This is a genomic window from Haloterrigena alkaliphila, assembly GCF_017352155.2.
Classification (GTDB): Archaea; Halobacteriota; Halobacteria; order Halobacteriales; family Natrialbaceae; genus Haloterrigena; species Haloterrigena alkaliphila.
Genome location: NZ_CP084319.1, coordinates 220,433 through 242,910, shown reverse-complemented (window position 1 = coordinate 242,910; position 22,478 = coordinate 220,433). Strand labels below are relative to the sequence as shown.

Here is a 22,478-nt window from a genome sequence, read left to right as displayed (position 1 = left end):
GTGTCGACGACGAAGGAGCCGGAGTTCGTTCGGGGCGACGGCACGGCCAGCCCACCGGGGAGTGGTCATTCCGCACCCACTGCCGTCGGAACTGGTCTTGCGTTCGTATTCTGGACCTCGCTCGTTGCTACTCTCGCTCACCGCGATCTCGATCATGTCGACTATCGACTCGGCGTTCTGTTGATCGTTGGGACGACGATCGGTATTGAACTCGGTAAACGAACACTACTCGTACTCGCTGATTTCGGACTTGCGAATCTCGGTGTGAGCAGACTCCCTGTCGTCCTTGCTGTCGAAGCTCAGTACAGTCGAACAGGGAGAGACAGTCGGGAACGGAGCGCTCGCGACCGTGCGCTGGTACGATGGCGAGCCGGTCGGCGACGGCCACCTGCAGGGACAGTTCACGGCCCTCAAAGACGTCGTCGGCGACATGATCGACAAAGGCGTATTCACGCTATCGACGGCGAGGCAGTATCTGAAACGAAAGCTGGCCGAGCGGATCGGAGACCGACAGGAGCTACTTATCCCAACTGGCGAATCACCCCTCGAGAAAGCGAGCCTGAACCACTCCTAGGTCGGTCTGCTTCGTGGCAACTGCTGTTTTTTCAGGGGCAGGAATGGGTGAGCCCCTACGTGGGCTCGTGATTCCATGACCGAGCAACCAGCCGACGATCCGTTCCACGACTGCGAGTTGAGCCCCGAGGCAATCTTGGGAACGCACACCTTCGAAGACGTCCTATTCACCGACGAAACGGAGACACCGGTGAACGTGCTGACGGGCCAAACGCCAGCGCACTCGCAAGCGACCGTCGACGAAGCACGTGAGTTCGCAGCCAGTATTGACACCGACACACCACAGATCGCACTCCCAGCCTCGGTGGAGACCCAGATCGAGACCGCCAGCAAGCCCTACACCGCAGCCGCATTCTTCCATTTCAAGGCAATCGGCTCGCTCGAACTGCATCGAACCTACCACGCGGCGTACGAGTCGGATGGGTTCTCGGTCGCATTCGAGGCCAACTACGAATCTGGGGATCTGACCATCACCGTCGAGCGTGCGGACGACCCCTGAGAGAGGAAAGTGCCGAGAGTGGTTTTTCTGCGCCGGCGATGGGTGCCGGCGCAGTACGGGGTGAGCGAACGACGGGTCCCGGTGCGTCGGCGCTTCGAGGTGTTCGAGATGCATATGGTAATTTACGCGCTGGTAGAGGCATCGACAGAAAACGAAGCGCTATCCACCGGAAAGGCGGTGTTCGAGCGATTGGTCGGCGCCAATCCACACGCCTGCGCTGTGTTTGACTACTTCGTCACCTTCGACGACGAGGACACAACCGTTGCAGGCAAAGCGCGGTGGGGCGACCTCCCGATTGCGGCGGTCGTCGATTCCGAGAAAGGGCAAGAACTGCTCGAGCGTGGATGGGAAGCAACGAAAGCGGAGTTCGAGCGTAATCTCGACCAAGTGAGAGAGGCACTTGACGAGCTCTCCAGCGAGGATATCATGCGCGATGAGAGCCTTGCTCGGCACGCGTTCCACCAGGTCGGCGCGTACGACGGACCGACGATCTTCCTCTACAACGAATACGCGAACGGCATCCGGCATCGCGAGCAGTTGGATCGATTCCTTGAGGAAAGTGAGGATCTCTGGATTGTGCCCGCGGACGTCCACTTCTGATCGACTATGCCCCGAATCACTAACTGGCGACGGGAGAGCCGGACGACCACACTCAAGTACCGGAACGCTGAGACCGGAGCGATAGCGGTTCTACAGGCTGAGCAGGCCGAGTGCCTCGGGGCTTGACCCCGAGGCGGTTCACTGGAGAGACGTCAGTGGATGCTGCTAATACTGATACAGATACTACTTTGACTCCCGAGGGAGCTATTGCAGAACCGGGCTCTGAAGGGATTGATCGAGTATATCTCGAGGAAAAGAACGATCTTCTCGAGGCCCGTATCGACGAGTTGGAGCAGATCATTGCTAACCAACGTGACCAGATCGAACAACTCACAGCAGAGCGCCAGCAGTTGCGATCGATCGTTGAACAGCAAGAGAGCGACCTCAAGGATACCACTGAGCCACCCTCCGAGAAAGATAAAGGGTCGTCATCACTGCGAACACGGATGCAGCGATTGTGGCGGCGAAGATGATCTTCCAGATAGTTACCCCACAAGTGAAATCACCTGTCGATGCGTGGGGTAACTCCCGAGGAGAACAATTACTCGAGCAATTTCGCTGCTTACCAGGACGTTTTCTCATCCCCGAAGGGGTGAGGGGAATCATAGACTCCCCTCACTGACTATGAGTTCTGAACCACCAACACCGAAACCGGGAGTCGGCTACAAGACGCCTCGAGAGATAACGGCCACGTCACGGGAGACTCGTCGACACCTCTCTGTTCCAAACGACCGTAGCAGAGTCTCGATCGTCTCGTACGTGGAGTGGGTTCTGATCGAACTCACACATGAAGGCCTCGCTGCCGAGTACCGGTCGTCACATCTCTGGGGCACCAAACGCACACAGTATACCGCAGAGAATCCTCGAGGAGAGGTCTTCTTAAAGTATCACTACGATGCTCGAGTTGGTTGGCATACCGAGACACTCGGTCGGGAGGAACTTCGAACAGAGTTCGTGAACAGGTTGGCACGATCTCGGCCAGAGACATCAGATCCGGATTTCGATGCAACGTGTCGACGTGACTGTTTCGTGCTCAAACCGATCAGACAACTTCCTTAGCGAGAGATACGAAATAATTCGGAAGCATGCCAAACTATTAGTCCAAGGCAACTCTACAGGGACCAATGAGCGATCAATCACGTGCATGGCCAGCGGAGATGGACGCTGCTGACCGCGTCAGGCATGTTGCGTTGACTCGAACGACGCCACAAAATGCTGGCTGGATTGCCGAAGAGGCGGATGTCTCGAGGGATACGGCTGCCAAATATCTCGATCGCATGGCCGATCAGGGCGACCTCGAGGTCGTCGAAACAGCTGACGGTATGTGCTACAAGCCAGACGACATCACGCAATTCCTGCGCGAAGTCCGCACCCTCGCTGAAGAACAGTCTGTAGACGAACTCACCAATGAATTGCGTGCAATCGGTGACGAAATCGACTCGTGGAAAGCAGCGTACGACGTCGAGTCACTCGAAGAACTTCGCCGGAGTATTGGACGTGAGGATCTGTCGTCCAGCGATCGACGTGAGCGCCTCGAGACTATCGAGGAATGGGAGTACAACATCCAGGTACGGGAAGCGCTTCAGCTTGCCATCAGCCTGCAGAGTTCACTGACGAAGCTTGACGCAGATCCGCGTATCGGGGAGATTGGCACAGGGACGCTCCCGCAAGAAGGCTAACAAACAGATGGTACTGTTTCTTGCTGGCGGCCGAGGATTCACTCGGCGCGAAGGACTTCGTCGGATCAAAGAACGCCTCGAGAAAGAACCTGGTTTTTCCAACGTCCAGTATCGACCATCACGACTCCGTCCTCGATCTGTTGTTGCCGACGTTGATACTGAGATGTTCTTAGGGAAAGAATTTCCACGAAAACAGACTACTTTTGAGGTTGCCTGGCGTCCCCGTGCTGGTACTGATGTCCAGCGTGTGCAGTGGGCCGACGATGCAGTCAGTCTGGGATGGCACAAAGATGACGACCACGAAGACCTTGGGACAACTCACTTCCAGATCGAGACTGATGAGGAACTAATCCACGAACCTGGACACCTCGAGGCGGAAGCGCCCCTGAGTTTTCTGGAAACCTGCCTGCAGCGACTCCCTGCAAGGGTTGAGGGAACAATTACGGACTGAATTTGTTACTCTCGATCCGATAACCTCGTCGAGAGACGATCGAGGTGCTCCTGTGCAGACTCCTTGCGAGACTGTGTGACTTCAGGAAGGTATTCGGCTTCGCAGAGTTCGCTTGCTTCGACAGAAATCTTGAGAACTGCCCCTTCGTGCTGAGCCTCCGGTGGCAACGTCGTTACGGCGACGTCGAGTTGGTCGACGGTCTCGTCGTCCTCTTCGAGCAAGAGCACCGCTGTCTGTCCGTCGACGATCCGATCGAGCGTCGCGGTGTACGTCTCACTCATTAGCCGACTAGTGGTGCTGTAGGCACGTCAATCGGGTGGGTGAGCGAGGCCTGTGTGTCGTCATCATCTGGTTTCGCCTCGGGGAGAGCTGCAGCATCAGTCGAGAACTCGTGTTCCGTCTCGAGTTCGACATCGCTCCCGTCAGTCGTGAGGACGACGTCGCCGTGAACGGCGGTCCAGTACGTTTCGATTCCTTGATCAGCGAAGTCCTCGAGAACCTCATCGTGTGGATGGCCGTACTGGGAGTCATACGCACTCGAGATGATCGCCACGTCCGGTGTCACCTGGTCCATGAACGGTGTTGTCGAGGACGTCGTCGAACCGTGGTGGCCCGCCTGATACGCGTCTGCCTCGAGTTGGTCTCCATGTTCGTCAACCATTCGTTGCTCCGCAGCGGTTTCCGCATCGCCGGTGGTGAGATAAGAGAACTCACCGAACTCGATGGAGAGTGCTACACTATTATCGTGAAGGTCGGAACCCGAGTCTCCTTCGGGCGGGTTGAGCACGTCGACGTTCGCGTTGCCGAACTCGAAGTGATTGCCGTCTTCGACGACCAGAAGTTCGATGTCGTGGTCTTCGATGGTGTCGAGATATCGCTCGTAGGTCTGGCTCGTGTGTGCAACGCCAGAGTCGTAGGCTGTGCCGATGCCATCACGTTCGGTTTCGTAGTGTTCGATGATCGCATCGTGGCCGCCGATGTGGTCGGCATGCCCGTGTGTTGCGACGAGCTGGTCTCCCTGACCCGAATGGATATTGAAGGGTTCAAAGTCATTGATGAGTTGGACGTTTCCATTCCTGACCGGGCCACCATCATTCACGGACGAAACTCGAAAGGGAAGAGCAGCTTCATTGAGGCCACCCGGTTCAACCTATTCGGCAGAGACAATGACGATCCATTGATCACGAGACCGATCAACCGGAACTACAAGAAGCTAAAAACCGACGGGTACTGGCGGAAGGGCCGCCGCAACTACCTAGTCCACCGGGAGATGGAGCGGAATCAGAGCTATGAAGGCTACAATAAGCCCAACGTCATCGAAAATCCGGAGGACAGTGAACACAGCGAGGCGGAGCAGCGCACCCAGTCAGAAGTCGACGACTTAATCGGCATCACACCGCTGTATGAGCAGGGTTTCGACCGGTTCAACCTATTCTCCTTGTTCAGCATTATCTCCGGTGACCTCCGCAGCTTCTATGGTTGGGACGAGGCCACAGATCTGATCGATCTCCTGTTCGGTATCAAGCTCACCAAGGTGGATAGGGCGATACGCAGTGAACTTGAGGAGTGCAAGTTGGAGGACGAAGAACAGGAAGCGAAGACTCGGTTGCTGGAGTACAAGCAGCGGGCTAAACGGATCAATGACGAAATCCAGGAGCTGCGGCAGGAGCAGGAACAGGTAGAGGACCAGCTTTCTGAGAAGGTAGAAAGACGGGAGGAACTTGACCGGCTTCTCGATAAGAGCGAGACAGACTCAGCTCTCTCCGAGAAAATCGATTTGAAGGATGAGATATCGGATACTCAGTCTCGTCTCCAAGAGAAGGAGGACCAGCTTTCTGAGAAGGTAGAAAGACGGGAGGAACTTGACCGGCTTCTCGATAAGAGCGAGACAGACTCAGCTCTCTCCGAGAAAATCGATTTGAAGGATGAGATATCGGATACTCAGTCTCGTCTCCAAGAGAAGGAGGACGAGTTCCGGAGTGTGAAGCAGGAAATCTCTAAGTTGAAGGATGAAACTGCAACCGACGAGATTGCACCCGCTTTACAGGAAATCCAACAGCTGATCTCACTGCCGAACCGGTGTCCGGTCTGCACCCGCGATGTTGACCCGGAGCAGCAGCAACGTTTCAACGACCACGGCGACTGTCCACTCTGCGGGAAGGATGCTCCGGATGACCGTTACGAAACGGTGTCTGAGGTTGACGAGGAAGGCGAGGTAGTTGAGCGGGAGAAAAGGCAGGAAGAACTGGAAGAATTGGAGAGCCGGCAGAGGACACTGGAGGGCGAGATCGAGTTCTTGGAAGAGGAGCTGGAGGAGAAGAGAGACCAGCTTGAAACCCTAAAATTGCGGGAGGAGCAGTCTGGCTTTGCAGAGTACAAGCGTGAGAAGGAGAAGGTAGAGCAGGAAATCGAAAATTTGCGGGACAAGAACACTTCTCTTGAGCTCAGTATTGACGCAAAGAAGGGCACGTTGCATGGTGTTGCCCGGCAGGTATGGGAGTGGAGCCAAATTGACGAGGAAGGACAGAGGAAGGAGCAGCGGATGGATGCGTTGGAGTCCTATCAAAGCATTATATCCGAGGAGCGGAAGAAAGCCCGTCGACGGTTGAAGAACAGACTGGAAGAACGGATGGAATCCCTCTTGGACGTCTTCACACGCGGCACCTTTGCCAATGCCACCGGTGTCCGCTTCGACAGAGGCGATTCGTACAGCTACACGATCCACCGGACAGACAACACACAGAGATCGCCAGGACTGTTGGGACAGACTGATGCAGAGCTCCTTCTGCATATGCTGCTTTTCCACACTACGGTTTTGGCAGAGTTAGAGGAGGAGCGCGAGACGGTTCCGCTCAAACTGCTGCTGATTGACTCGCCGTACGGGAATGGTCCGGACGATGAGAACGCAGCAGACGTTACGGACTTCTTGTTGGAGCTTCCTGAAATCCTGGAAAGCTACCAACTGATTGTGGCGATGGCGGATTCAAACCTGACCGGCCGGGACAAGCTGGAGGAGTTCTACGCCTTGGAGCCGGTTGAGCAACATATCTGAAAAGTTGATTCCCGTATGGGCATGCATAGGAGAAACGGCCTCGGCGCTCATAGTGCCCTTCATTACGTTTTCGAGGACTACGACACCGTAATTCAATCCCGCCAAATCCCTCAGTAGATTCGGCAGTCCTGCACAGAGTTTTTCGTCCCCTCAATGGGTGAGGGGCTCACCGTACTGGTGGGTTCCCCGAAACACGATGAGAACAATGGCAACCAGAGACATCTACGAAACGGGCTTCGACGAGGACGTCCAGACAAACTCCAGCACGAACCTATGTCCGGAGTGCGATGGCCAGGTCACTACCAACTCGGTCGAAACCATCTGTGAGGACTGTGGACTCGTTATTGACGAACAACGAATCGACCAGGGTCCTGAATGGAGAACTCACGATCAGGACCAGCGAAAGCGGACGGGTGCTCCACTTACAGCGGCACGTCATGACCGAGGACTTTCAACCGAGATCGGTCGCTGGAAAGATGCGAACGGGAACAAACTCTCCGGGAGAAAGCGCCAGCAGCTATCCCGGATGCGGCGTGAACAGACTCGTGGTCGCTTCCAGTCGAAAGCCGAGCGAAACCTCGCACACGGCTTGGGTGAAGTTCGAAGAATCGCGAGCGTCCTCGAGCTCTCAGGTTCGGTTCGGGATCAGGCGTGTCAACTGTTCCGGAGCGCTCAAAGCGAAGACCTGCTTCGAGGCCGATCAATCGAGGCGATAGCTGCAGCAAGCGTCTATGGAGTCTGTCGCTGTAACGGCCACTCGCGGTTACTCGACGACGTCGTCGACGCAGCACGCGTTGAACAATCGAGAGTCACGAATGCGTACAAGACACTGAATACAGAACTCGGGCTGCCGACCCAGCCTGTTCGCCCTAGCGAATTCATCCCCCGACTTGCGTCAGAACTCGATGTTCCAGCGTACATCCGACAGCGAGCCCGAAGGTTGGCTGAACAGTCTGAATCGACAGGAGTGGCGTCGGGTGTCAAACCATCAGGATTCGCAGCCGCCTGTCTGTATAAGGTGGGTCGTGAAGAGGGACGATGGCTGACGCAGGCGGAAGTCGTTGCGGCGGCGAGCGTCACTGCAACGACCATCCGGTCGCATCAAGACACGTTAGAAGAGCAGATGACATCCTCTCCGGCGTGAACGCCGGGGTTTCCTCACGCTGGGGGTATCGCTTACCGGCCCACGGAGGCAACTTTCGGGTTCGTGCGCTCCTCGTTGGAACAAGAGTGTGGTGACTCTGACCATTCGTGGTCGTTCCACTTGAGGCGCACAGGCCGTGCCATCGGCCGTGTTACCGTCGTCTGCCGTCTCAGGAACGTCTCGCTTGCCGTAAGGTCCGCGTGCCCCTCAAAGCCGCACGGACACGTCAGCGTGTCGCGGTGGCGCGTCGTCCGCTCGGTTGAACCGCACTGTGGGCACTCTTGGCTTGTCCACGCTTCCGACCGAGTTTCGACCGTCATACCATACTCCTCGGCAGTACACGCGAGTCGGTCGATGAACTGCCGGAACGCCCAGAAGTTGTGCGTCTTGGCGTTCGCTTCGACCGACCAATGCGTATCGAGTACGTCCGTTAACGCGCCGACATACACCGTGGAGACACCTTCACTGTGCAACCGTTCGATGAGGTGGCGTACGAGCGCGTCTTGGGCATGGTCGCGTCGTCGTGTCCGCCGTCGGTATAGCGACCGTATCCGGTGGCTGCTGTACCGGCCGTCGTCCAAGAGCGACTGCAACCGCGCGATTTCTCGCGTCGTCTCGCGAAACCGCTCGAACAAGTCGTGCCCTTCGTACAGCAGTTGCGTGCCGGTCGTGGTCGTACAGGCGACGAGATTGTTCGCACCAATGTCCAGAGCGGCGGTTTCGCCCGCCAGTGGTTGTGCCAGCCGAGAAGTGCCGATTGTGACTGGCTGAAAGGCCCTGAATGTTTGTGCGTTCTCGTCCCAGAACAACTCCAACCGGCCCTGCTTGTCGTACTCTTCCCAGTTGGGGTTGCCCCGGACTTCGAGCCGGAGACGTTCGCGGTGTCCCAGACCGTACTCGTCTTTCAGGTCTTGGCCGACGAGAATTTCGAGTCGGGAGTATTCGCCCCACTCGACGGAGTACGACGTGTTGCGGATGTACGTTCGGAGTTCGCGTCCTTCGCGTTCGTTGCCCCAGTATCCGGGCTTCCCGTTGGCTTCGCCCTTCTTCTTGAGCGCGAAGAACGACCGCCACGCTTCGCGGTTCTTCCGTTCGATTTGCTGAACGGTCGAAGCTCCGAGCGTGTCTCCGTACCGCCCGCGATACTCGCTTATGTCCCATACGTCGGCGTTTGGGTCGGCGTAGTGTTCGCGGCGCTCGTAGTTGATTTCGTTCCAGAGAGCGGCAGAAGCGTCCAACAGGCGTTGAAGCAACTCCTCGTCCTTCTCGGACTGAGGAATCACATCGAACGTGTTGGTCCGCTTCATTAACTTCTCCTTGTACCCGAAGGCTAATGTATGTTTAGTTTTTGTATGTTTGTATGGTGAAAAACATCCACGTGGTGGTTGACGACGACGTGCATGAGCGGTTAGACCGAATTAAGAAGGAACACGGCCTAACGTGGGAAGGAATGTTGCTCCACGCGGCGAAAGACTTGGATACTCTAGACTGAGCAGTGTCGGCGGCAGTTCGACAGTTGTCAAATTCACGCCCGCCGTGAACAGCAGGACTCTCTCCTTGAATCAGGTAGCCTGACGATGCTCCTATACAAGCACCGTCGAAAGGAATAATTTTCTTAGGAAATTATTTGTTCATAGAGTGCGTAGCACCCAGTATGACCGAGACGTGGGATGACATCAACGAACAGGTCAAAGCGGACTGGAAAGAGGATACCACGCCATTCGAGCGGGTGTACGAAATCGTTGAGCAAACCCACGGTGGGCAGTCGGCAGCCGAGATCGCTGACCGCGCCCTCGTGAGCGAACCGACGGCACGTCGACACTGCAAGGCGCTCGTGAACACGGGCTTCGCCGAGACGGAGCAGGACGGCCAAACAACGCTGTACAAGCGAAACAGCGACCGGGTGTTGATGTCGCGGATCCGCGAGCTTCGTGAGGAAGTCAATCGGCCGGAGTTGCTCGACAGCATCAAGGAAATGAAGGCCGAGATCCGACGCTATGAGGACCGCTACGACGTGGTGTCACCCGAAGAGCTCAGCCAGCAACTCGACGCCGACGAGACGGAGGGCTGGGACGACCTCACCGCGTGGCGAACGACGCGGCAGAATCTCGCCGTCGCCCAAGCAGCACTTGCCTACGACGAGGCCAGCCACCAGCTTGCTGTATGAGCGAGGACGACCGAGCCGGCGAGTTCGGACCGATCTATCTCCCGGCGCTTCAGCAGATTCGTGACCTCTGGCTCGAGCTTGAGCCGTTAGTCGACGCAACCTCGTACGATGACGTCGTCGCACCCACGGAACTGCAGATCAGTCTCAGCGACGGCCTTGGAGACGCCGACGCTGCGCGACTCGATATCCAGTGGAGCGAACTGGGGATGTATTCGTTTCATTACGTCGATAGCGAAGACATTAACTGGCGATTCGATCGGCACCCGAATACACACTCACCCGAAATCCATTTCCATCCTCCTCCCGAGGCCACCACGACGGCAGCCGAACCGTCCTGTATCGACGTGACCGAGGTGTCACTCGTCACTCGTGCAGTCCATACGATGTGGCGAGCAGCGTACGAGCACGATGACCTGGATCGGCTGAATAGTGCGTCAAATCCACCGTAAGGATGACTACCGCGAAAGTCTAGAAGGGATCTCACCATTGAGACACGGCCGTAGCGGTATCCCGTCGCGCCCGTAGTGGTGTTGATGCGGCACTGCAACAGTATCGCGACTTCTCTCAGAGTGAGAACGTTCCGATCTGGAGCGAAAGCGAGATCGACGTATCGGTTTTTCCCGCTCGCGCTGGAACACCGTCCACGCACATGGACGTAACCGAAAACATGGTTCGGGATGTCTGCACGGACGCGGTCTTCGAGCGCGGCGAACGATACCTTGCTGAGGGCCGTGTCCATGAAATTCACCGCGTCGACGCCACCGTAACCGCCGTCGTGAGCGGCAGCCGTCAGTATGATGTCCGTGTTGACCTCGCCGCCGACGGGTTTGCCCCGTGGTGCGACTGTCCGTACGACGGGCCGGGAACGTGCAAGCACGTCGTCGCCGTGTTGCTTCGGTGTGTTGACGACCGCCCCCCAGACGAAGGCGATCGACTCGACGCTGCACTCAACGGTGCCGACGCCGACGAGCTCCGCGCGTTCCTGCGTGAAGAACTCGTGACCGATGCGGACCTCCGCGATCGGTTTCACGCCCATGCCGGTGGGTCAACGAGGCGGTCGGTCAACGAACTTCGCACCTCGATCGATCGGCGGTTTGAGGAGACGAACCCTGAGTACGACATCGTTTTCGAGCCGATCGACTTCACGCAGTGGTTCGATCTCGCGAACGAGTACCGCAAGCAGGGGCAGTACAGATCAGCGATGATCGTCTACCGGGGACTTATCGAGTCGCTTGACGACAACATGGAGCGCGTCGACGGCGCATACGACCACTTCTCGAGTGCGTTCAGACGGGCACTCGACGGGTACGTCGACTGTGTCGTGGCCACGGAACGCGACGCCGACACGGTCACAGACGCCGTCGCATTCCTCGATGAGCGAGCGACGTCGGGAACGCCATTCCTCGCGGAGCACTTCGAGCGGGCAGCGGCCGAGCTCCGAGAAAAGGTAGGCGAACAGTCCTGCGAGTAGCTCACGCGGCGTCGACGACGTTCGGAGCGCGTCATGACTGGTCCGCGACGAGCGATACTTGGACTCGCCGATATTGAGGGGCACCGCGTCAGTGAGGGCGGCGACATCAATGGTCGTAGCGCATCATACACCTAGTGATGTATTGGAGAGCGTTACGAGGTGTCTTCGCGTAATTCAAGAAGAAGTCGCGAGCACGGTCACCCTGACGTTGAAATACCATCCCGGCAGAACCTACGAGCCAATCGATGTACAACCGAGATTCTGACTTTGAGGAGCTGCGGCCGACCGGCGAGGCGACCCACATGCCAGACGATAAGCTGAGCGGATGTGGGGATTGGGAGGCCCGCCGGCAGCGTGTTGCATCAACCAGTACAGGATATCCTGACCAGCAGACCGAGTCTGAAAACAAGTGTCGATCCTGTGGGGCATCGATTCCGACCTCTCAGACGAAGTGCCGGTTCTGCCTCACGAACCATCTTGATGGAACCAGCGACGAGAGTCCCACACCAGATACTGAGTGGATACTACTCCATATCGTCCATCTGCTCGTCGAGGCGTCGACGTTCTATACCGCCGTCGCGAAGGGTGCTGCTGCGGCCACGCTACTCACGAAGGCTGACAGGGACCCAGCGGTCGACAACTGCCAACTGATCTACGACCTCGATGTGAACCGCCTCGGGGTCAAGCCCCGAGGCTTCCCGTGGTTTAGTCGGACACTCCCACGATACCATCGGTCTGATAACCTCGAACGGTGTCGTGGGTCACGGTCGGGGCGTCCACGGCCCCCGATGCCTGCCGTCGCACCTTCCGAACAACGGGAAGTCTGTTGAGAGCAGGCACATTCCAGACCTGATGCTTCTTGATGCCTTTCACGGCGATATTGACGCTTGCACCACGGTCGCTGTGGTCTTGGTGGGAACACGACCGACACTTGAACCGCTTCTTGTTGCGGTTCGCTCGCTCGGCATGCCCGTACATCGGACACCGTTGACTCGTCTTGTACGGGTCAATCCATCCAGTCGGAATCCCCTCGAACGCCGCCTTGTACGACGTATAGAACTGTAGGGCGCGGAAGGGGAGGTGGTGCAAGCGTCGGTTCATCCGCGTGCCGTAGTCGATACTGTCGCGCATCTCTTTGAGGTCTTCAAAGACGATGCACGGCCTCTCGAACTGCTGGCTCCACTCTACGATGTGCCGAGACACGTTGTGGAGTCGGTCACGGACAAACCGTTCCTCACGCCCTTCGAGCGTGTCGTGTATGCTGTCTTTTCCCGCGTTCTGGACGCGCTTCCGCATCGTGAAATAGCGGTGGCGCTCGAACTTGATTTCGGGGAAGTCGATGACCAACGAGTCCTCAACGTCATCCTCAGAGAGTGCGGTGAGGGCCACGTTGTCCTCGTTCACGTCCACGCCGACAACCGTCCGTGAGTGCTGCTTGTCTCGAACAGATTGCTCGGTGTTGGTGACGTTGACGTGCAACTCGGCGTTCTCGTCGTGGAACAGGGCTTCCGCCGTCCCAATCTTCCACTCGTCGCTCGTGAGCGCAGTCTTGAGAATGTCGAGGTGGGCGTCACTCCCGTCGAGGACGCCCTTGGCGTGCTTGTAGGGTTTCGCGCTGATACGGAACGCCACGTTACCGTCGTCGGTGAGCGACAGGTTGTAGCCCTCCTCGTAGTTGGCTCGGAGCGGGTACGCACCGTCCTTGGTGTGACTCGGCTGACCAAAGTCGTCGTACTCGTAGTAGTTCTCCATCGCGCCGAGAGCCTTGGCGACGACGCGCTGAGTCGTGTTCTTCACGAGGTTGGCGTCGTCGGCCACGCGGTCGGGAATCGCGTCCCAGTCCACGCCTTGCTTGGCGAGTCGAATGGTTTCGTTGTACACCGAGCGGGCTTCGAGCGTGGCGTCGTACAGTAGGCTCTCGTTGTCACTCTGGATGTCGAGTTGGAAGTCCAGCGTCTTGACGAGAGCCTGTGCGTCGGTCATTCTTCGTCTTGTTCGGTGGGTTCTGAGGTTCGGACGACCTTCACGTCCGCACCACGCCAGCGTTTGGGGACGGTAACGTGGGCACTGTTCCCGAACGGTTTGACCTCACCGTCGAGAACTTCCTCGCCGTCGATTTCAAAGCGATTCACCATACCTGTGTATATCCTTCGGATATACTTAACTGTGTTGGTGGAGTGGGTTCGATATGGGCGAGAAGCGGTCGAACCACACGGTGTACAACGTCAACTACCACTTCGTGTGGTGTCCGAAGTACCGCCACGCCATCCTCGAACCAATCAAGACTCGCTAGAAGCGAGTTTCCGCGATGTATGCAACGAGTACGGCTACGAGATACTGTCGCTCCACATTTCGCCCGACCACGTACACCTGTTCCTATCAGCCCACCCGAAGTACGCGCCGAGCGAGATTGTGCGGACAGTCAAGAGTATCACAGCGCGGGAGATGTGGGAACAGCATGAACCGTTCTTGGAGGAGTATCTGTGGGGTGGTGGATTCTGGGAGGAATCGTACTACGTTGGGACGGCAGGCGACGTTTCGACAGACACGATTGAGCAGTATATCGAGCGCACGGAACACGTTTAGCGGAGCGTACGGCCTTCACCCTCGGGGTCAAGCCCCGAGGCACTCGGCCTGCTCAGCCTGTAGAGCCCGCTGCACAGCTGGCCGACAAGTGGCCCTCGCTGCCCGAAGCAGTTCGAGCTACCTCCGAAAGCGGTGAACAGCTACTCACCGCCGCTCGTGAGCGGACGGGACAGACAGATTCGACGCATTTGCGGAATGAAGGGGCGCACACGACGTTCCTCTACGACGAGGGTGGGTACGACATTTGCGTCGAAGGTCGGCTTACAGCCCTACTGGAGAGCGCGGAGAACGACGTCTGGTTGGTGCCAGCAATTGCACTTCAGCGATCCGTCGATGACGAGCACTTAGAGGATCGTCAACCCAGTGCTCCCTCGAAAACACGTCTTGAATGTCGCAAGTGTGGTCGAATGACTGAGCATCAGTTCCAAGAGCTCGAGACTGTCCCAAATGACGAGTGGTCGGGCCAGCCGATGTGGAATTGCCAAGTATGTCAGTCTCCTTGTCACGGACCAGATCCCGAGTAGGATAATCGGCTGAGTAGTATCTTAACCAACGCAGAATGTAAATTCCCAAGACTGTTGGTTAAGACTTGTCGCGTACGAACGTACCGGTGGCTAGTACACGCTCCACTACATTCACTGGGGCGTAGCGAACCTGAAGCTCAAACACCACATCACAGCTGAAACGCCGTTCGATGGCGAAGGCACCGACTCCAAGTGGGCGAAACAGCTGCTGGCGGAACTGGCCGATGGCCTCGAGGCAGATGCCGTCGAGCCGAAACCCCGCGCCACCGGCCTCACGCTCGACGAGATCGTCGCTGACCACCTCGACTATCTCCATCACGAGGCGTTTTTCGTGGTGTCGACGACGTTCGAGGTGACCGCGTATCGGACGCTGTGGTTCGGCCTGCAGTACGACTCGGAGACGTGGCTGCACGAGACGGACGACCCCCTACCCGATGGACCGATCGTCCCGTGCCCGTCCTCTCTGGACGCCACTCGAGCCCGTTCTCGAACAGAAGCGGCCGTTAGCCGGCAATGATATTGTGTTGTATTGGAATTCAGGTACGGTCCTTATTTCGCTCAACCGTGTTAGGTTCCCCAGTGCCAGTATCCAGTTTCACCGAGTTCGACAGGAACCATCGCTCGCAACACGTCGATATCCGTTCGCTCGGAATCACCTCGAACGCGCGCATCGTCAATCGAGTTACGCTTTCGGGAGGGAGTGGGCCGTGATCGTGATATCGCCCGCAATAATGTCCGCTCTCTCGATAGCGGTCAACCTGTTCCCCCGGGGAATCGATCACTACCTAATCGGTGGTCTGTTCGTCGGCCTCGGCATTAGCGTCATCTACCTAGGGACGGGGATTCTCGCCGGGAACAGCACGTTTCTCGAGACGACGCTGTCGTACGCCTCCGACCTCCCGCGGTTCCAGCGCGAGAAGTACGTCACGTCACGCGACTGGCGGGTCGTCTTCGCGGTCAGTATCGTCGCCGGCGCGGCCGTCTACGAGTTCGCGTTCACCGCCGGCGCCTTCGTCACCGACGTGCAGTGGTGGCGGTTGCTCGGCGGGGGGATCCTCGTCGGGATCGGCACCCGAATCGGGAAGGGCTGTACGTCCGGCCACGGTGTCTCCGGCATCGCGTCGCTGTCCCGAACGTCGATCGTGAACGTGGCGCTGTTCATCGGCGTCGCCGTCGCGACGGCACTCGTCGTCGCCTCGCTAGGGGTGACTCCCTGATGAGTGACGACGACCACGGGCCGCTATTCATGGCCCTCGTCGTCGCCGGCGGACTCTCGCACGGGTTCGGGTTGGCGTACAGTCGGATGGCCCGCCCCGACATCGTGCTGGACTTCCTCCAGCTCGAGGACTTCGGACTGCTCTTCGTGATGGGCGGTGCGGCCCTCGTCACGGGCCTCGCGATCCAGTTGGGAACGCGAGTCCTCGAGACGGCGCCGCTGACGGGGACGCGCTACGCCGGCCGTGAGAAGGGGTTCGATAGGAACGTCGTCGTCGGTGGCGTCGTCTTCGGTGCTGGTTGGGGGCTTTCGGGCGTCTGTCCCGGTACTGGCTACGCGAGTCTGGGAATCGGCAATTACCCGATCCTCTGGGCCGTCGTCGGGATGTTCGTCGGTGCCTATGTCCAGGGGCTCTGGCGTGCACACCGACAGTCGGCGAGTCGCGAGACGGCGACTACTGGGGATTGAAGACGGTCCCGGGGTAAGATGCACCTCCTCAGTAGAAAACCATCGTCGGGTTATAACGAGGCCGTCGGTACCGCCCCGAACAGGGTCAGCCGAAGCCGTTTCCGGACTTCCTCCTTGCTGGTGTCATCACTCGACGACCGACGACGAGGAGACGGAACTCGTCCGAACTCCGATGACGGCAGGGGAGTACTGCGAATCGCAGCTAACTCCAACCGAAACCGTCTGCCCTCAGATTGCTCGGTACTCGTATCGGGGGTCGTAGGCGCTTATGCAGGGACGAGAACTATCCGTGGCCTCGCGCCAGATAGTATTGTAGGGTGAATTCAATGGTAAACCAGATTTCCCCTGAGCGACTCGCGGAGATGATCGATTCGAACGAGGCGTTCACGCTCGTTGATACACGGCCCGAGGACAGTTACGAGGGATGGCGGATTCACGGCGCCGAAAACGTTCCGTTCGGCCCAGATGACGAGATCACAGACGCAGACCTCGAGCATGTCGAAGAGGCGAAAGACGGCGATTCGATCGTCGCGATCTGTGGAAAGGGACTCACCTCGACGCCGTTCAGTTTCGCACTCGAGCAACACGACTACGACGACGTGTCCGTGGTAAAGGGCGGCATGGAGGACTGGAGCAAGGTCTACGAGGTCGTCCCCGTCGAGACCGAAAACGGCGACCTCGTTATCATCCAACTGCAGCGGCGGGCGAAGGGCTGTCTCGGCTATATTGTCGGCTCGAAATCCGCCGAATCGGCAGTCGTCGTCGATGCGACCCGTCAGACGGACCAGTTCAAGATCGTCGCCGAGGAGGCCGGGCTGACGATCGAGCGCGTCCTCGATACCCACGTCCACGCCGACCACATCTCGGGTGGACCGAAGCTCGCGGACGAACTCGACGTACCGTACCACCTCGGAGAACACGCGAGCGAGCGGGGCGTCGAGTACGACTACGAACCCCTCGCCGACGGTGAGACGATCGAACTCGGCGAGATCGAGATCGAAGTGCTCCACACGCCGGGGCACACGTCCGAGATGGTCAACTACCTGATCGACGGCGAGGCGTTGCTGACTGGCGACACGCTGTTCGTCGAGTCGGTGGGGCGAACGGAACTGCAGTTCGGTGACGAAGATGCGGCACGAGGAGCCGAACTGCTCTACGAGTCGCTCCACGAGACCATCCTCGAGTTACCGGATGAGACGCGGATCCTTCCGGGCCACGTTTCGGTCACGGAGGACAACCGATACGAGGTCGGCTCGCCCGGCGAACTGATCGGCGCTCGACTGGGTGACCTCCGCGACAGCCTCGGCCTGCTGGGACTGGACGAGGACGAGTTCGTGGACCGATTGGTCGACAACGCGCCCGACAAGCCACCGAACTACGAGCGCGTAATCGAGATCAACACGGGTTCGGAGCCACCCGAGGACGAGTCCGAGGCGACGGAACTCGAGTTAGGGCCGAACAACTGCGCGGCCTAGTTCGCGCAGCGAGCTCGAATTGATCCCCTGCAGTCGATTATCGATTCCGTGGCTCGTCTTCTGTATTGGAATCCTTCCAGCCGCCTCCTGCCCCGTTCTCTTTGCGAAAGTCTCCCTTCGCTCGGCGCTCTCGCGGCCACAGTGCGATCGCGAGCGGGTTCTCCTGAAGAATCCGAACGCGCGACCGAAAGCCATCGTAGTCGCGGTACCGTCGCGCCTCGATGCCGAGGAAGACCGTGACGATCACGATGCCGATCAGCAGGATGTAGTGGGGATTGTCGGGACTCGAGAACGCCCACGTCAGGATCGCCGCCATCACGGTTACCGCCCACGTCGTCTGGTCGAGGCGCTGTCGCTACATGTCTACCCGGCCGAGTTCGCCCCGGTACGCGTGGGCCATCACGGAGCCGAGGCCCGTACTCTCGTTGACCATTTCGCGGCCGATCTCCCGCTGTTCGGGCGCCGTCGGGTCGAACTCGTCGTCGTTCGAATCTACCATGCACGACGGACACCTCCCCGTCCCATAAGCGAACGCGGCGTCGGGATGAACCGTAGACGGGACGAGACCGACCCTCGAACGGCCGCTCTTGGACCCGACTACAGCGACTCGAGAACCCGTTCGAAGCGCTCGGACGCGTCGTCGCCGATCGGGTCGAGGTCCTCGTTCTCGGCGACGGCGATCAGACGCTGCGGATCGACCGCGCTGACGACGACGCCGTCGTCATCGTCGTAGACGACGACGTTGCACGGGAGCAACGTCCCGAGTTCGAGATCGTCCTCGAGTCCCTGATGGGCCAACTGCGGATTGCACGCCCCCAGGATTCTGTACTGTCGGAAGTCCTCGTCGAGTTTCTTTTTCAGCGTTTCCCGGACGTCGATATCGCAGAGCACGCCGAACCCCTCGTCCTCGAGGGCGTCGATCGTTTTCTCGACGACGTCGTCGAACTCGCCGTCGGCCCGCGTGCGAAGCGTGTAGGACATACTGCACGATCGAGTTCGAGGAGGGTCGTGGTTGGGGTAGCAACGGCAAGCCCGCTACGCCCGCGTCGGTTCGGGGAAGACTGTAGTCCGTCCGCAGCGAAGGTATCCCCATGGTTTCTCGTCGGACGTCGCGAGCGATCGCCGCCCTGCTCGGATTCGCGCTGCTCGCCGGACTCGGATACGCCCTCCGGTGGCGATCGAACCCGTCGCCGTGCCCGTACGCTCAGCGCCACGCGATCGACCTCCCGCGTCCGGTCATTACTCGCTCCCAGCTGCGCGACGTGCTCGAGCCCCGGCCCGGTGAACGTCTTCTCGAGGTCGGACCGGGAACCGGCTACTACACCGGGATGGTCGCACGGGCGATCGAACCGTCGGGGACACTGCACGCCGCGGACGTCCAATCGGAGATGGTCGAACACCTCCGAATCCGAATGCGACAGGAGGGAACCCAGAACGTCGAACCGATCCGCGGTGACGCACGGTCGCTTCCGTACCCGGACGACACGTTCGACGCCGCGTATCTGGTCTTAGTCCTCGGCGAGATTCCCGACCAGGAGCGAGCGCTCGACGAACTCGATCGGGTTCTGAAACCCGACGGCCGACTCGTCGTCGGCGAGTCGCTCCCCGACCCGCACTTCGTCGGATTCGAAGGGTTGCGACACCGTATCGAACGGCGGGGTCTGGCGTTCGACGCGCGCGTCGGAACGCGAGTCGGGTATTTCGCCCGCTTCGACGCGGGTGTCTCGGCACGGTCGGGCGACTCTGTCGAATGATCGGTTGTTAGGTATACGTGCAAAACTAAGTAGCTGATTCGTTCGGAGGAGGATCCGCTCCGCCTCTCCCGCAGTCTCAAACCAGTGTATTCGCCTTCCCCGAACACATTCGTTTCCGGAGTATGCTCGTCCCAGAATCGGTCTTGGAATTGAGAATTACTGTATTGTGCAATACACACAAAACCTTTAAACGGCGTCGGTTCGTACGTAGTGGTGATGGCAACAGATGCACGCGACGACGTTTCGGCGCAATCGCTCGACGAACCGATCTACATCGACGGAAGAAGTCACCTCGAGGACGTCACGACGGCACACGACGTCGTCCTCGTGGACTTCTACGCCGACTGGTGTGGCCCCTGTCAGATGCTCGAGCCCGTCCTCGAACAGTTGGCGGGCACGACCGAGGCCGTGATCGCGAAGGTCGACGTCGACGAACACCAGCAACTCGCGGGTTCGTTCGGCGTTCGCGGCGTCCCGACGCTCGTTCTCTTCGCGGACGGCGAGCAGGTCGAACAGCAGTCCGGCGCGCTGCCGGAAGACCGACTCCGCGACTTGATCGAGGGATACACCGAATGAACGAGGAAACGGACACGACCGCGGACGTTCGCGACGTGGTGATCGTCGGTTCCGGCGTCGCCGGCCTCTCCGCGGCCGTCTACGCCGCGCGAGCCGACCTCGAGCCGCTGGTACTCGAGGGGCCCGAACCGGGCGGCCAGCTGACGCTGACGACCGACGTCGAGAACTACCTCGGCTTCCCCGAGGGCGTCGGCGGGATGGAGCTGATCCAAAACGGCAAGAGCCAGGCGGAGCGCTTCGGCGCTGAATTCACTCACGGCACCGTCGAAAACGCGACGCTCGAGGAGCGGCTGTTCGAGCTCGAACTCTCGAACGGCGATACCCTGCGAACGCGTGCGCTGGTCGTCGCGAGCGGCGCGAGCGCTCGCTGGGTCGGCGCCGAGAACGAAGACGAACTGATGGGCTACGGGCTCTCGACGTGTGCGACCTGCGACGGCGCGTTTCACCGCGGGGACGACGTCCTCGTGATCGGCGGCGGCGATTCGGCGATGGAAGAAGCGCTCTTCCTCGCGAAGTTCGCCGACAGCGTGACGGTCGTCCACCGCCGCGAGGAACTACGCGCCTCCGAGATCATGGCCGACCGCGCTCGCGACAACGAGACCATCAAGTTCCGATGGAATACGGAACTCGAGGCGCTCCACGGCTCGCAGGAGGAGGGCGTCACCGGCGCGACGCTCGTCTCCCATCCCGACGGCTACCCCAGCGAGAAAGCCACAAACGGCGTGGACGTGGACCGGGAGACCGTCGACGTCGGCGGCGTGTTCTACGCCATCGGCCACACGCCGAACACCGAGTTCCTCGAGGGGACCGCCGTCGGTCGCGACGAAAGTGGCTACCTCTACACTCGAACCGACGACGCCGGCCGCGCGACGACCGAGACGGCGGTCGAGGGCGTCTTCGCCGCCGGCGACGTCGCCGATCCGCACTATCAACAGGCGATCACTGCCGCTGGAACCGGTAGCATGGCAGCGCTCGACGCCGAAGCGTACCTCGAAACGCTCGAGCGGATGAAAGAAACTGCGCTCGAGGTTTCTCCGTAGTCGCACCCATCGCTGGGCGCTGTTTCGGTAAGCGTGAAAAGTGAGGCGGTACGATTTTGTGGTGCTCTATGCCAAAAATCCACTGCTTCAGTGGGTGTAACGATTGGATCGATTTGAGTTTTGTGGAGCGAGAGCGGACACCGCGTCAGCTGATGGAGCTTGGTATTCGACTCCATCTTGCTGGTCTATCGCTTTCGAATACAGTTCGAGAATTAGAGAAGTTCGGTGTCAAACGCAGTCGTAAAGCAGTCCACGATTGGGTTCACAAGTGCGATCTACAGCCGGCAGTTGATGAGAGTCCGAATCACGTTGCGCTCGACGAGACGGTGATTCAACTTGACGAACATCGTTATTGGCTGTACACTGCCGTCGATCCGGATACAAACAATATCCTCCATACACGGCTGTATTCGACGACTACGACCGCATTGACAGAACGGTTTCTCCACGAACTTACTGAGAAATATGACCTCGACGATGCCGTGTTTCTCGTCGATGGAGCAAAACATCTCCAGGCTGCACTCCGTCGATCTGGGCTCCGATTTCGATACGAAAAACATGGAAATCGGAACGCTGCAGAACGTGTCTTTCGCGAGATAAAACGTCGCACCTCTTCGTTCTCAAACTGCTTTAGCCACGCAAAACCGTCGACAGCCGAATCGTGGCTCCAAGCCTTCGCCGTCTGGCACAATGCTACAAACTAAACACGACCAGTTAAACTCACCCAACTCTTAACCCTGTACCCTAGTTAAGGCACTTTATGGATGGGCCAAAAGACATTGGAAATGTGCTTTTAGTGGAGGACAATCCCGGCGATATCCGCCTCACAGAAGAGTTATTCAACGAGGCAGGCGGCCACAGCACCATCCATGCCGTGACCGATGGCGGTGAGGCACTGGATTTTATCCAACAGCGAAATGGGCATGAGGATGCGCCCCATCCCGATCTGATTCTTATCGACTGGCATCTTCCCAAGATGAGTGGGGGAGAGATCTTGGACGAGGCGCGGGAAGCTGCTGACCTATCAGATGTTCCCTTGGTTGTATTAACCGGCTCCGGTGCAGGGGTTGAAAGAATCAGAAAAGAGGTGGAGGCAGCAGATAAGGTTCTTACAAAACCAATTGACCCTGACGAGTTTCCCAGTACTATTGAGTCTCTGTAGCCGGCAGTACTACTCCCCTGAACTCCCACACTCAGCCAGCG

The 22,478-nt window shown here is 58.7% G+C and carries 25 protein-coding genes and 9 pseudogenes; 27 read left to right on the top strand and 7 right to left on the bottom strand.

Annotated elements, in window-relative coordinates; genetic code table 11:
- From J0X25_RS39945 to J0X25_RS38695, 9 genes and pseudogenes are all read left to right on the top strand, one after another.
- Nucleotides 1–255: pseudogene (locus J0X25_RS39945) on the top strand (TSUP family transporter); the annotation flags it as partial.
- A 49-nt stretch (nucleotides 256–304) separates the two neighbouring features.
- A pseudogene (locus tag J0X25_RS38720) lies at nucleotides 305–574 on the top strand (DUF6735 family protein); the annotation flags it as partial.
- A gap of 75 nt (nucleotides 575–649) precedes the next feature.
- Complete coding sequence (locus J0X25_RS38715; RefSeq protein WP_226777080.1) at nucleotides 650–1,072, top strand: DUF8025 family protein; 423 nt, start codon at nucleotides 650–652, stop codon at nucleotides 1,070–1,072.
- Between the two features lie 108 nt (nucleotides 1,073–1,180).
- Entirely contained in the window at nucleotides 1,181–1,672 is a 492-nt protein-coding gene (locus tag J0X25_RS38710; RefSeq protein ID WP_226777308.1) for a DUF7995 family protein, read from the top strand.
- A 6-nt stretch (nucleotides 1,673–1,678) separates the two neighbouring features.
- Nucleotides 1,679–1,765 (top strand): annotated as a pseudogene (locus J0X25_RS40035) (DUF7568 family protein); the annotation flags it as partial.
- A 62-nt stretch (nucleotides 1,766–1,827) separates the two neighbouring features.
- A complete protein-coding gene (locus tag J0X25_RS38705; protein ID WP_226777079.1) occupies nucleotides 1,828–2,145 on the top strand; it encodes a SlyX family protein in 318 nt (105 codons plus the stop codon).
- Between the two features lie 151 nt (nucleotides 2,146–2,296).
- Nucleotides 2,297–2,731 carry a DUF8030 family protein gene (locus J0X25_RS40065; protein WP_486606267.1) on the top strand — a complete coding sequence of 145 codons (435 nt, stop codon included), beginning with the start codon at nucleotides 2,297–2,299 and terminating at the stop codon, nucleotides 2,729–2,731.
- Between the two features lie 65 nt (nucleotides 2,732–2,796).
- A complete protein-coding gene (locus tag J0X25_RS38700; protein ID WP_226777078.1) occupies nucleotides 2,797–3,351 on the top strand; it encodes a DUF4208 domain-containing protein in 555 nt (184 codons plus the stop codon).
- A 7-nt stretch (nucleotides 3,352–3,358) separates the two neighbouring features.
- Nucleotides 3,359–3,802 carry a hypothetical protein gene (locus J0X25_RS38695; RefSeq protein WP_226777077.1) on the top strand — a complete coding sequence of 148 codons (444 nt, stop codon included), beginning with the start codon at nucleotides 3,359–3,361 and terminating at the stop codon, nucleotides 3,800–3,802.
- Between the two features lie 5 nt (nucleotides 3,803–3,807).
- Here J0X25_RS38695 and J0X25_RS38690 read toward each other — a convergent pair whose 3' ends face one another.
- Nucleotides 3,808–4,083 carry a DUF3006 domain-containing protein gene (locus tag J0X25_RS38690; protein ID WP_226777076.1) on the bottom strand — a complete coding sequence of 92 codons (276 nt, stop codon included), beginning with the start codon at nucleotides 4,081–4,083 and terminating at the stop codon, nucleotides 3,808–3,810.
- Nucleotides 4,083–4,817: pseudogene (locus J0X25_RS38685) on the bottom strand (ComEC/Rec2 family competence protein); the annotation flags it as partial. The gene J0X25_RS38690 and the pseudogene J0X25_RS38685, both read right to left, overlap by 1 nt.
- Before the next feature lie 45 nt (nucleotides 4,818–4,862).
- Here J0X25_RS38685 and J0X25_RS39770 point away from each other — a divergent pair.
- Both J0X25_RS39770 and J0X25_RS38670 read left to right on the top strand, forming a co-directional pair.
- Nucleotides 4,863–6,854 (top strand): AAA family ATPase, encoded by a 1,992-nt coding sequence (locus tag J0X25_RS39770; protein ID WP_486606266.1) that lies wholly within the window; start codon nucleotides 4,863–4,865, stop codon nucleotides 6,852–6,854.
- 205 nt (nucleotides 6,855–7,059) lie between these two features.
- A complete protein-coding gene (locus J0X25_RS38670; RefSeq protein WP_226777075.1) occupies nucleotides 7,060–7,998 on the top strand; it encodes a transcription initiation factor IIB in 939 nt (312 codons plus the stop codon).
- Nucleotides 7,999–8,030: 32 nt separating this feature from the next.
- Here J0X25_RS38670 and J0X25_RS38665 read toward each other — a convergent pair whose 3' ends face one another.
- Nucleotides 8,031–9,305, bottom strand: coding sequence for an RNA-guided endonuclease InsQ/TnpB family protein (locus J0X25_RS38665; RefSeq protein WP_226777074.1), 1,275 nt, complete (start codon nucleotides 9,303–9,305; stop codon nucleotides 8,031–8,033).
- Between the two features lie 53 nt (nucleotides 9,306–9,358).
- Here J0X25_RS38665 and J0X25_RS39880 point away from each other — a divergent pair, with 53 nt between their 5' ends.
- From J0X25_RS39880 to J0X25_RS38645, 5 genes and pseudogenes are all read left to right on the top strand, one after another.
- Nucleotides 9,359–9,490 carry a hypothetical protein gene (locus tag J0X25_RS39880; RefSeq protein ID WP_279387678.1) on the top strand — a complete coding sequence of 44 codons (132 nt, stop codon included), beginning with the start codon at nucleotides 9,359–9,361 and terminating at the stop codon, nucleotides 9,488–9,490.
- A 162-nt stretch (nucleotides 9,491–9,652) separates the two neighbouring features.
- On the top strand, nucleotides 9,653–10,165 hold the full coding sequence (locus J0X25_RS38660; protein ID WP_226777073.1) for a winged helix-turn-helix domain-containing protein: 513 nt from the start codon (nucleotides 9,653–9,655) through the stop codon (nucleotides 10,163–10,165).
- Entirely contained in the window at nucleotides 10,162–10,614 is a 453-nt protein-coding gene (locus J0X25_RS38655; protein ID WP_226777072.1) for a toxin-antitoxin system TumE family protein, read from the top strand. Before J0X25_RS38660 ends, J0X25_RS38655 begins: the two co-directional genes overlap by 4 nt.
- A gap of 200 nt (nucleotides 10,615–10,814) precedes the next feature.
- Nucleotides 10,815–11,636 (top strand): SWIM zinc finger family protein, encoded by an 822-nt coding sequence (locus J0X25_RS38650; RefSeq protein WP_226777071.1) that lies wholly within the window; start codon nucleotides 10,815–10,817, stop codon nucleotides 11,634–11,636.
- A 245-nt stretch (nucleotides 11,637–11,881) separates the two neighbouring features.
- A pseudogene (locus J0X25_RS38645) lies at nucleotides 11,882–12,301 on the top strand (biosurfactant protein 1); the annotation flags it as partial.
- A gap of 40 nt (nucleotides 12,302–12,341) precedes the next feature.
- Here the strand turns inward: J0X25_RS38645 and J0X25_RS38640 are convergent.
- Both J0X25_RS38640 and J0X25_RS38635 read right to left on the bottom strand, forming a co-directional pair.
- Nucleotides 12,342–13,619, bottom strand: coding sequence for a transposase (locus J0X25_RS38640; protein WP_226777070.1), 1,278 nt, complete (start codon nucleotides 13,617–13,619; stop codon nucleotides 12,342–12,344).
- Nucleotides 13,616–13,771, bottom strand: coding sequence for a DUF2080 family transposase-associated protein (locus J0X25_RS38635; RefSeq protein ID WP_006067108.1), 156 nt, complete (start codon nucleotides 13,769–13,771; stop codon nucleotides 13,616–13,618). The genes J0X25_RS38640 and J0X25_RS38635 overlap by 4 nt, the downstream gene beginning before the upstream one ends.
- A 53-nt stretch (nucleotides 13,772–13,824) precedes the next feature.
- Here J0X25_RS38635 and tnpA point away from each other — a divergent pair.
- The 6 genes and pseudogenes from tnpA (at nucleotide 13,825) to J0X25_RS38605 (ending at nucleotide 17,905) form a co-directional block, all read left to right on the top strand.
- Nucleotides 13,825–14,222, top strand: a pseudogene (gene tnpA / locus J0X25_RS38630) (IS200/IS605 family transposase).
- Nucleotides 14,223–14,284: 62 nt separating this feature from the next.
- A pseudogene (locus J0X25_RS38625) lies at nucleotides 14,285–14,746 on the top strand (biosurfactant protein 1); the annotation flags it as partial.
- Between the two features lie 109 nt (nucleotides 14,747–14,855).
- Nucleotides 14,856–15,149 (top strand): annotated as a pseudogene (locus tag J0X25_RS38620) (DUF6735 family protein); the annotation flags it as partial.
- A gap of 328 nt (nucleotides 15,150–15,477) precedes the next feature.
- A complete protein-coding gene (locus tag J0X25_RS38615) occupies nucleotides 15,478–15,963 on the top strand; it encodes a YeeE/YedE family protein (protein WP_226777069.1) in 486 nt (161 codons plus the stop codon).
- Complete coding sequence (locus J0X25_RS38610; RefSeq protein WP_226777068.1) at nucleotides 15,963–16,430, top strand: DUF6691 family protein; 468 nt, start codon at nucleotides 15,963–15,965, stop codon at nucleotides 16,428–16,430. Before J0X25_RS38615 ends, J0X25_RS38610 begins: the two co-directional genes overlap by 1 nt.
- 326 nt (nucleotides 16,431–16,756) lie before the next feature.
- Entirely contained in the window at nucleotides 16,757–17,905 is a 1,149-nt protein-coding gene (locus J0X25_RS38605; RefSeq protein WP_226777067.1) for an MBL fold metallo-hydrolase, read from the top strand.
- A gap of 97 nt (nucleotides 17,906–18,002) precedes the next feature.
- Here J0X25_RS38605 and J0X25_RS38600 read toward each other — a convergent pair.
- Nucleotides 18,003–18,404 (bottom strand): annotated as a pseudogene (locus tag J0X25_RS38600) (DUF2270 domain-containing protein); the annotation flags it as partial.
- 98 nt (nucleotides 18,405–18,502) lie between these two features.
- Complete coding sequence (locus J0X25_RS38595; protein WP_226777066.1) at nucleotides 18,503–18,886, bottom strand: DUF302 domain-containing protein; 384 nt, start codon at nucleotides 18,884–18,886, stop codon at nucleotides 18,503–18,505.
- 110 nt (nucleotides 18,887–18,996) lie between these two features.
- Between J0X25_RS38595 and J0X25_RS38590 the strand changes: the two genes are divergently transcribed.
- The 5 genes from J0X25_RS38590 (at nucleotide 18,997) to J0X25_RS38570 (ending at nucleotide 22,437) form a co-directional block, all read left to right on the top strand.
- A complete protein-coding gene (locus J0X25_RS38590) occupies nucleotides 18,997–19,659 on the top strand; it encodes a class I SAM-dependent methyltransferase (RefSeq protein ID WP_226777065.1) in 663 nt (220 codons plus the stop codon).
- 216 nt (nucleotides 19,660–19,875) lie between these two features.
- The gene (gene trxA, locus J0X25_RS38585) at nucleotides 19,876–20,235 is read left to right on the top strand and encodes a thioredoxin (protein ID WP_226777064.1); all 360 of its coding nucleotides are present in this window, start codon (nucleotides 19,876–19,878) and stop codon (nucleotides 20,233–20,235) included.
- Nucleotides 20,232–21,275 (top strand): NAD(P)/FAD-dependent oxidoreductase, encoded by a 1,044-nt coding sequence (locus J0X25_RS38580; protein WP_226777063.1) that lies wholly within the window; start codon nucleotides 20,232–20,234, stop codon nucleotides 21,273–21,275. Before trxA ends, J0X25_RS38580 begins: the two co-directional genes overlap by 4 nt.
- Before the next feature lie 68 nt (nucleotides 21,276–21,343).
- The gene (locus J0X25_RS38575) at nucleotides 21,344–21,979 is read left to right on the top strand and encodes an IS6 family transposase (protein WP_226777062.1); all 636 of its coding nucleotides are present in this window, start codon (nucleotides 21,344–21,346) and stop codon (nucleotides 21,977–21,979) included.
- A gap of 56 nt (nucleotides 21,980–22,035) precedes the next feature.
- Entirely contained in the window at nucleotides 22,036–22,437 is a 402-nt protein-coding gene (locus J0X25_RS38570; RefSeq protein ID WP_226777061.1) for a response regulator, read from the top strand.
- Nucleotides 22,438–22,478: the final 41 nt, after the last annotated feature.

Bases quoted from the DNA above. Each gene is read 5' to 3' on its own strand.
- J0X25_RS38605 (WP_226777067.1), top strand. From the start codon at position 16,757: ATGGTAAACCAGATTTCCCCTGAGCGACTCGCGGAGATGATCGATTCG.
- J0X25_RS38650 (WP_226777071.1), top strand. From the start codon at position 10,815: ATGGACGTAACCGAAAACATGGTTCGGGATGTCTGCACGGACGCGGTC.
- J0X25_RS38710 (WP_226777308.1), top strand. From the start codon at position 1,181: ATGCATATGGTAATTTACGCGCTGGTAGAGGCATCGACAGAAAACGAA.
- J0X25_RS38655 (WP_226777072.1), top strand. From the start codon at position 10,162: ATGAGCGAGGACGACCGAGCCGGCGAGTTCGGACCGATCTATCTCCCG.
- J0X25_RS38700 (WP_226777078.1), top strand. From the start codon at position 2,797: ATGAGCGATCAATCACGTGCATGGCCAGCGGAGATGGACGCTGCTGAC.
- J0X25_RS39880 (WP_279387678.1), top strand. From the start codon at position 9,359: ATGGTGAAAAACATCCACGTGGTGGTTGACGACGACGTGCATGAGCGG.
- J0X25_RS38635 (WP_006067108.1), bottom strand. From the start codon at position 13,771: ATGGTGAATCGCTTTGAAATCGACGGCGAGGAAGTTCTCGACGGTGAG.
- J0X25_RS38570 (WP_226777061.1), top strand. From the start codon at position 22,036: ATGGATGGGCCAAAAGACATTGGAAATGTGCTTTTAGTGGAGGACAAT.
- J0X25_RS38590 (WP_226777065.1), top strand. From the start codon at position 18,997: ATGGTTTCTCGTCGGACGTCGCGAGCGATCGCCGCCCTGCTCGGATTC.
- J0X25_RS38660 (WP_226777073.1), top strand. From the start codon at position 9,653: ATGACCGAGACGTGGGATGACATCAACGAACAGGTCAAAGCGGACTGG.
- J0X25_RS38715 (WP_226777080.1), top strand. From the start codon at position 650: ATGACCGAGCAACCAGCCGACGATCCGTTCCACGACTGCGAGTTGAGC.
- trxA (WP_226777064.1), top strand. From the start codon at position 19,876: ATGGCAACAGATGCACGCGACGACGTTTCGGCGCAATCGCTCGACGAA.
- J0X25_RS38670 (WP_226777075.1), top strand. From the start codon at position 7,060: ATGGCAACCAGAGACATCTACGAAACGGGCTTCGACGAGGACGTCCAG.
- J0X25_RS38580 (WP_226777063.1), top strand. From the start codon at position 20,232: ATGAACGAGGAAACGGACACGACCGCGGACGTTCGCGACGTGGTGATC.
- J0X25_RS38615 (WP_226777069.1), top strand. From the start codon at position 15,478: ATGTCCGCTCTCTCGATAGCGGTCAACCTGTTCCCCCGGGGAATCGAT.
- J0X25_RS38595 (WP_226777066.1), bottom strand. From the start codon at position 18,886: ATGTCCTACACGCTTCGCACGCGGGCCGACGGCGAGTTCGACGACGTC.
- J0X25_RS38695 (WP_226777077.1), top strand. From the start codon at position 3,359: ATGGTACTGTTTCTTGCTGGCGGCCGAGGATTCACTCGGCGCGAAGGA.
- J0X25_RS38665 (WP_226777074.1), bottom strand. From the start codon at position 9,305: ATGAAGCGGACCAACACGTTCGATGTGATTCCTCAGTCCGAGAAGGAC.
- J0X25_RS38610 (WP_226777068.1), top strand. From the start codon at position 15,963: ATGAGTGACGACGACCACGGGCCGCTATTCATGGCCCTCGTCGTCGCC.
- J0X25_RS38690 (WP_226777076.1), bottom strand. From the start codon at position 4,083: ATGAGTGAGACGTACACCGCGACGCTCGATCGGATCGTCGACGGACAG.
- J0X25_RS38575 (WP_226777062.1), top strand. From the start codon at position 21,344: ATGCCAAAAATCCACTGCTTCAGTGGGTGTAACGATTGGATCGATTTG.
- J0X25_RS40065 (WP_486606267.1), top strand. From the start codon at position 2,297: ATGAGTTCTGAACCACCAACACCGAAACCGGGAGTCGGCTACAAGACG.
- J0X25_RS38640 (WP_226777070.1), bottom strand. From the start codon at position 13,619: ATGACCGACGCACAGGCTCTCGTCAAGACGCTGGACTTCCAACTCGAC.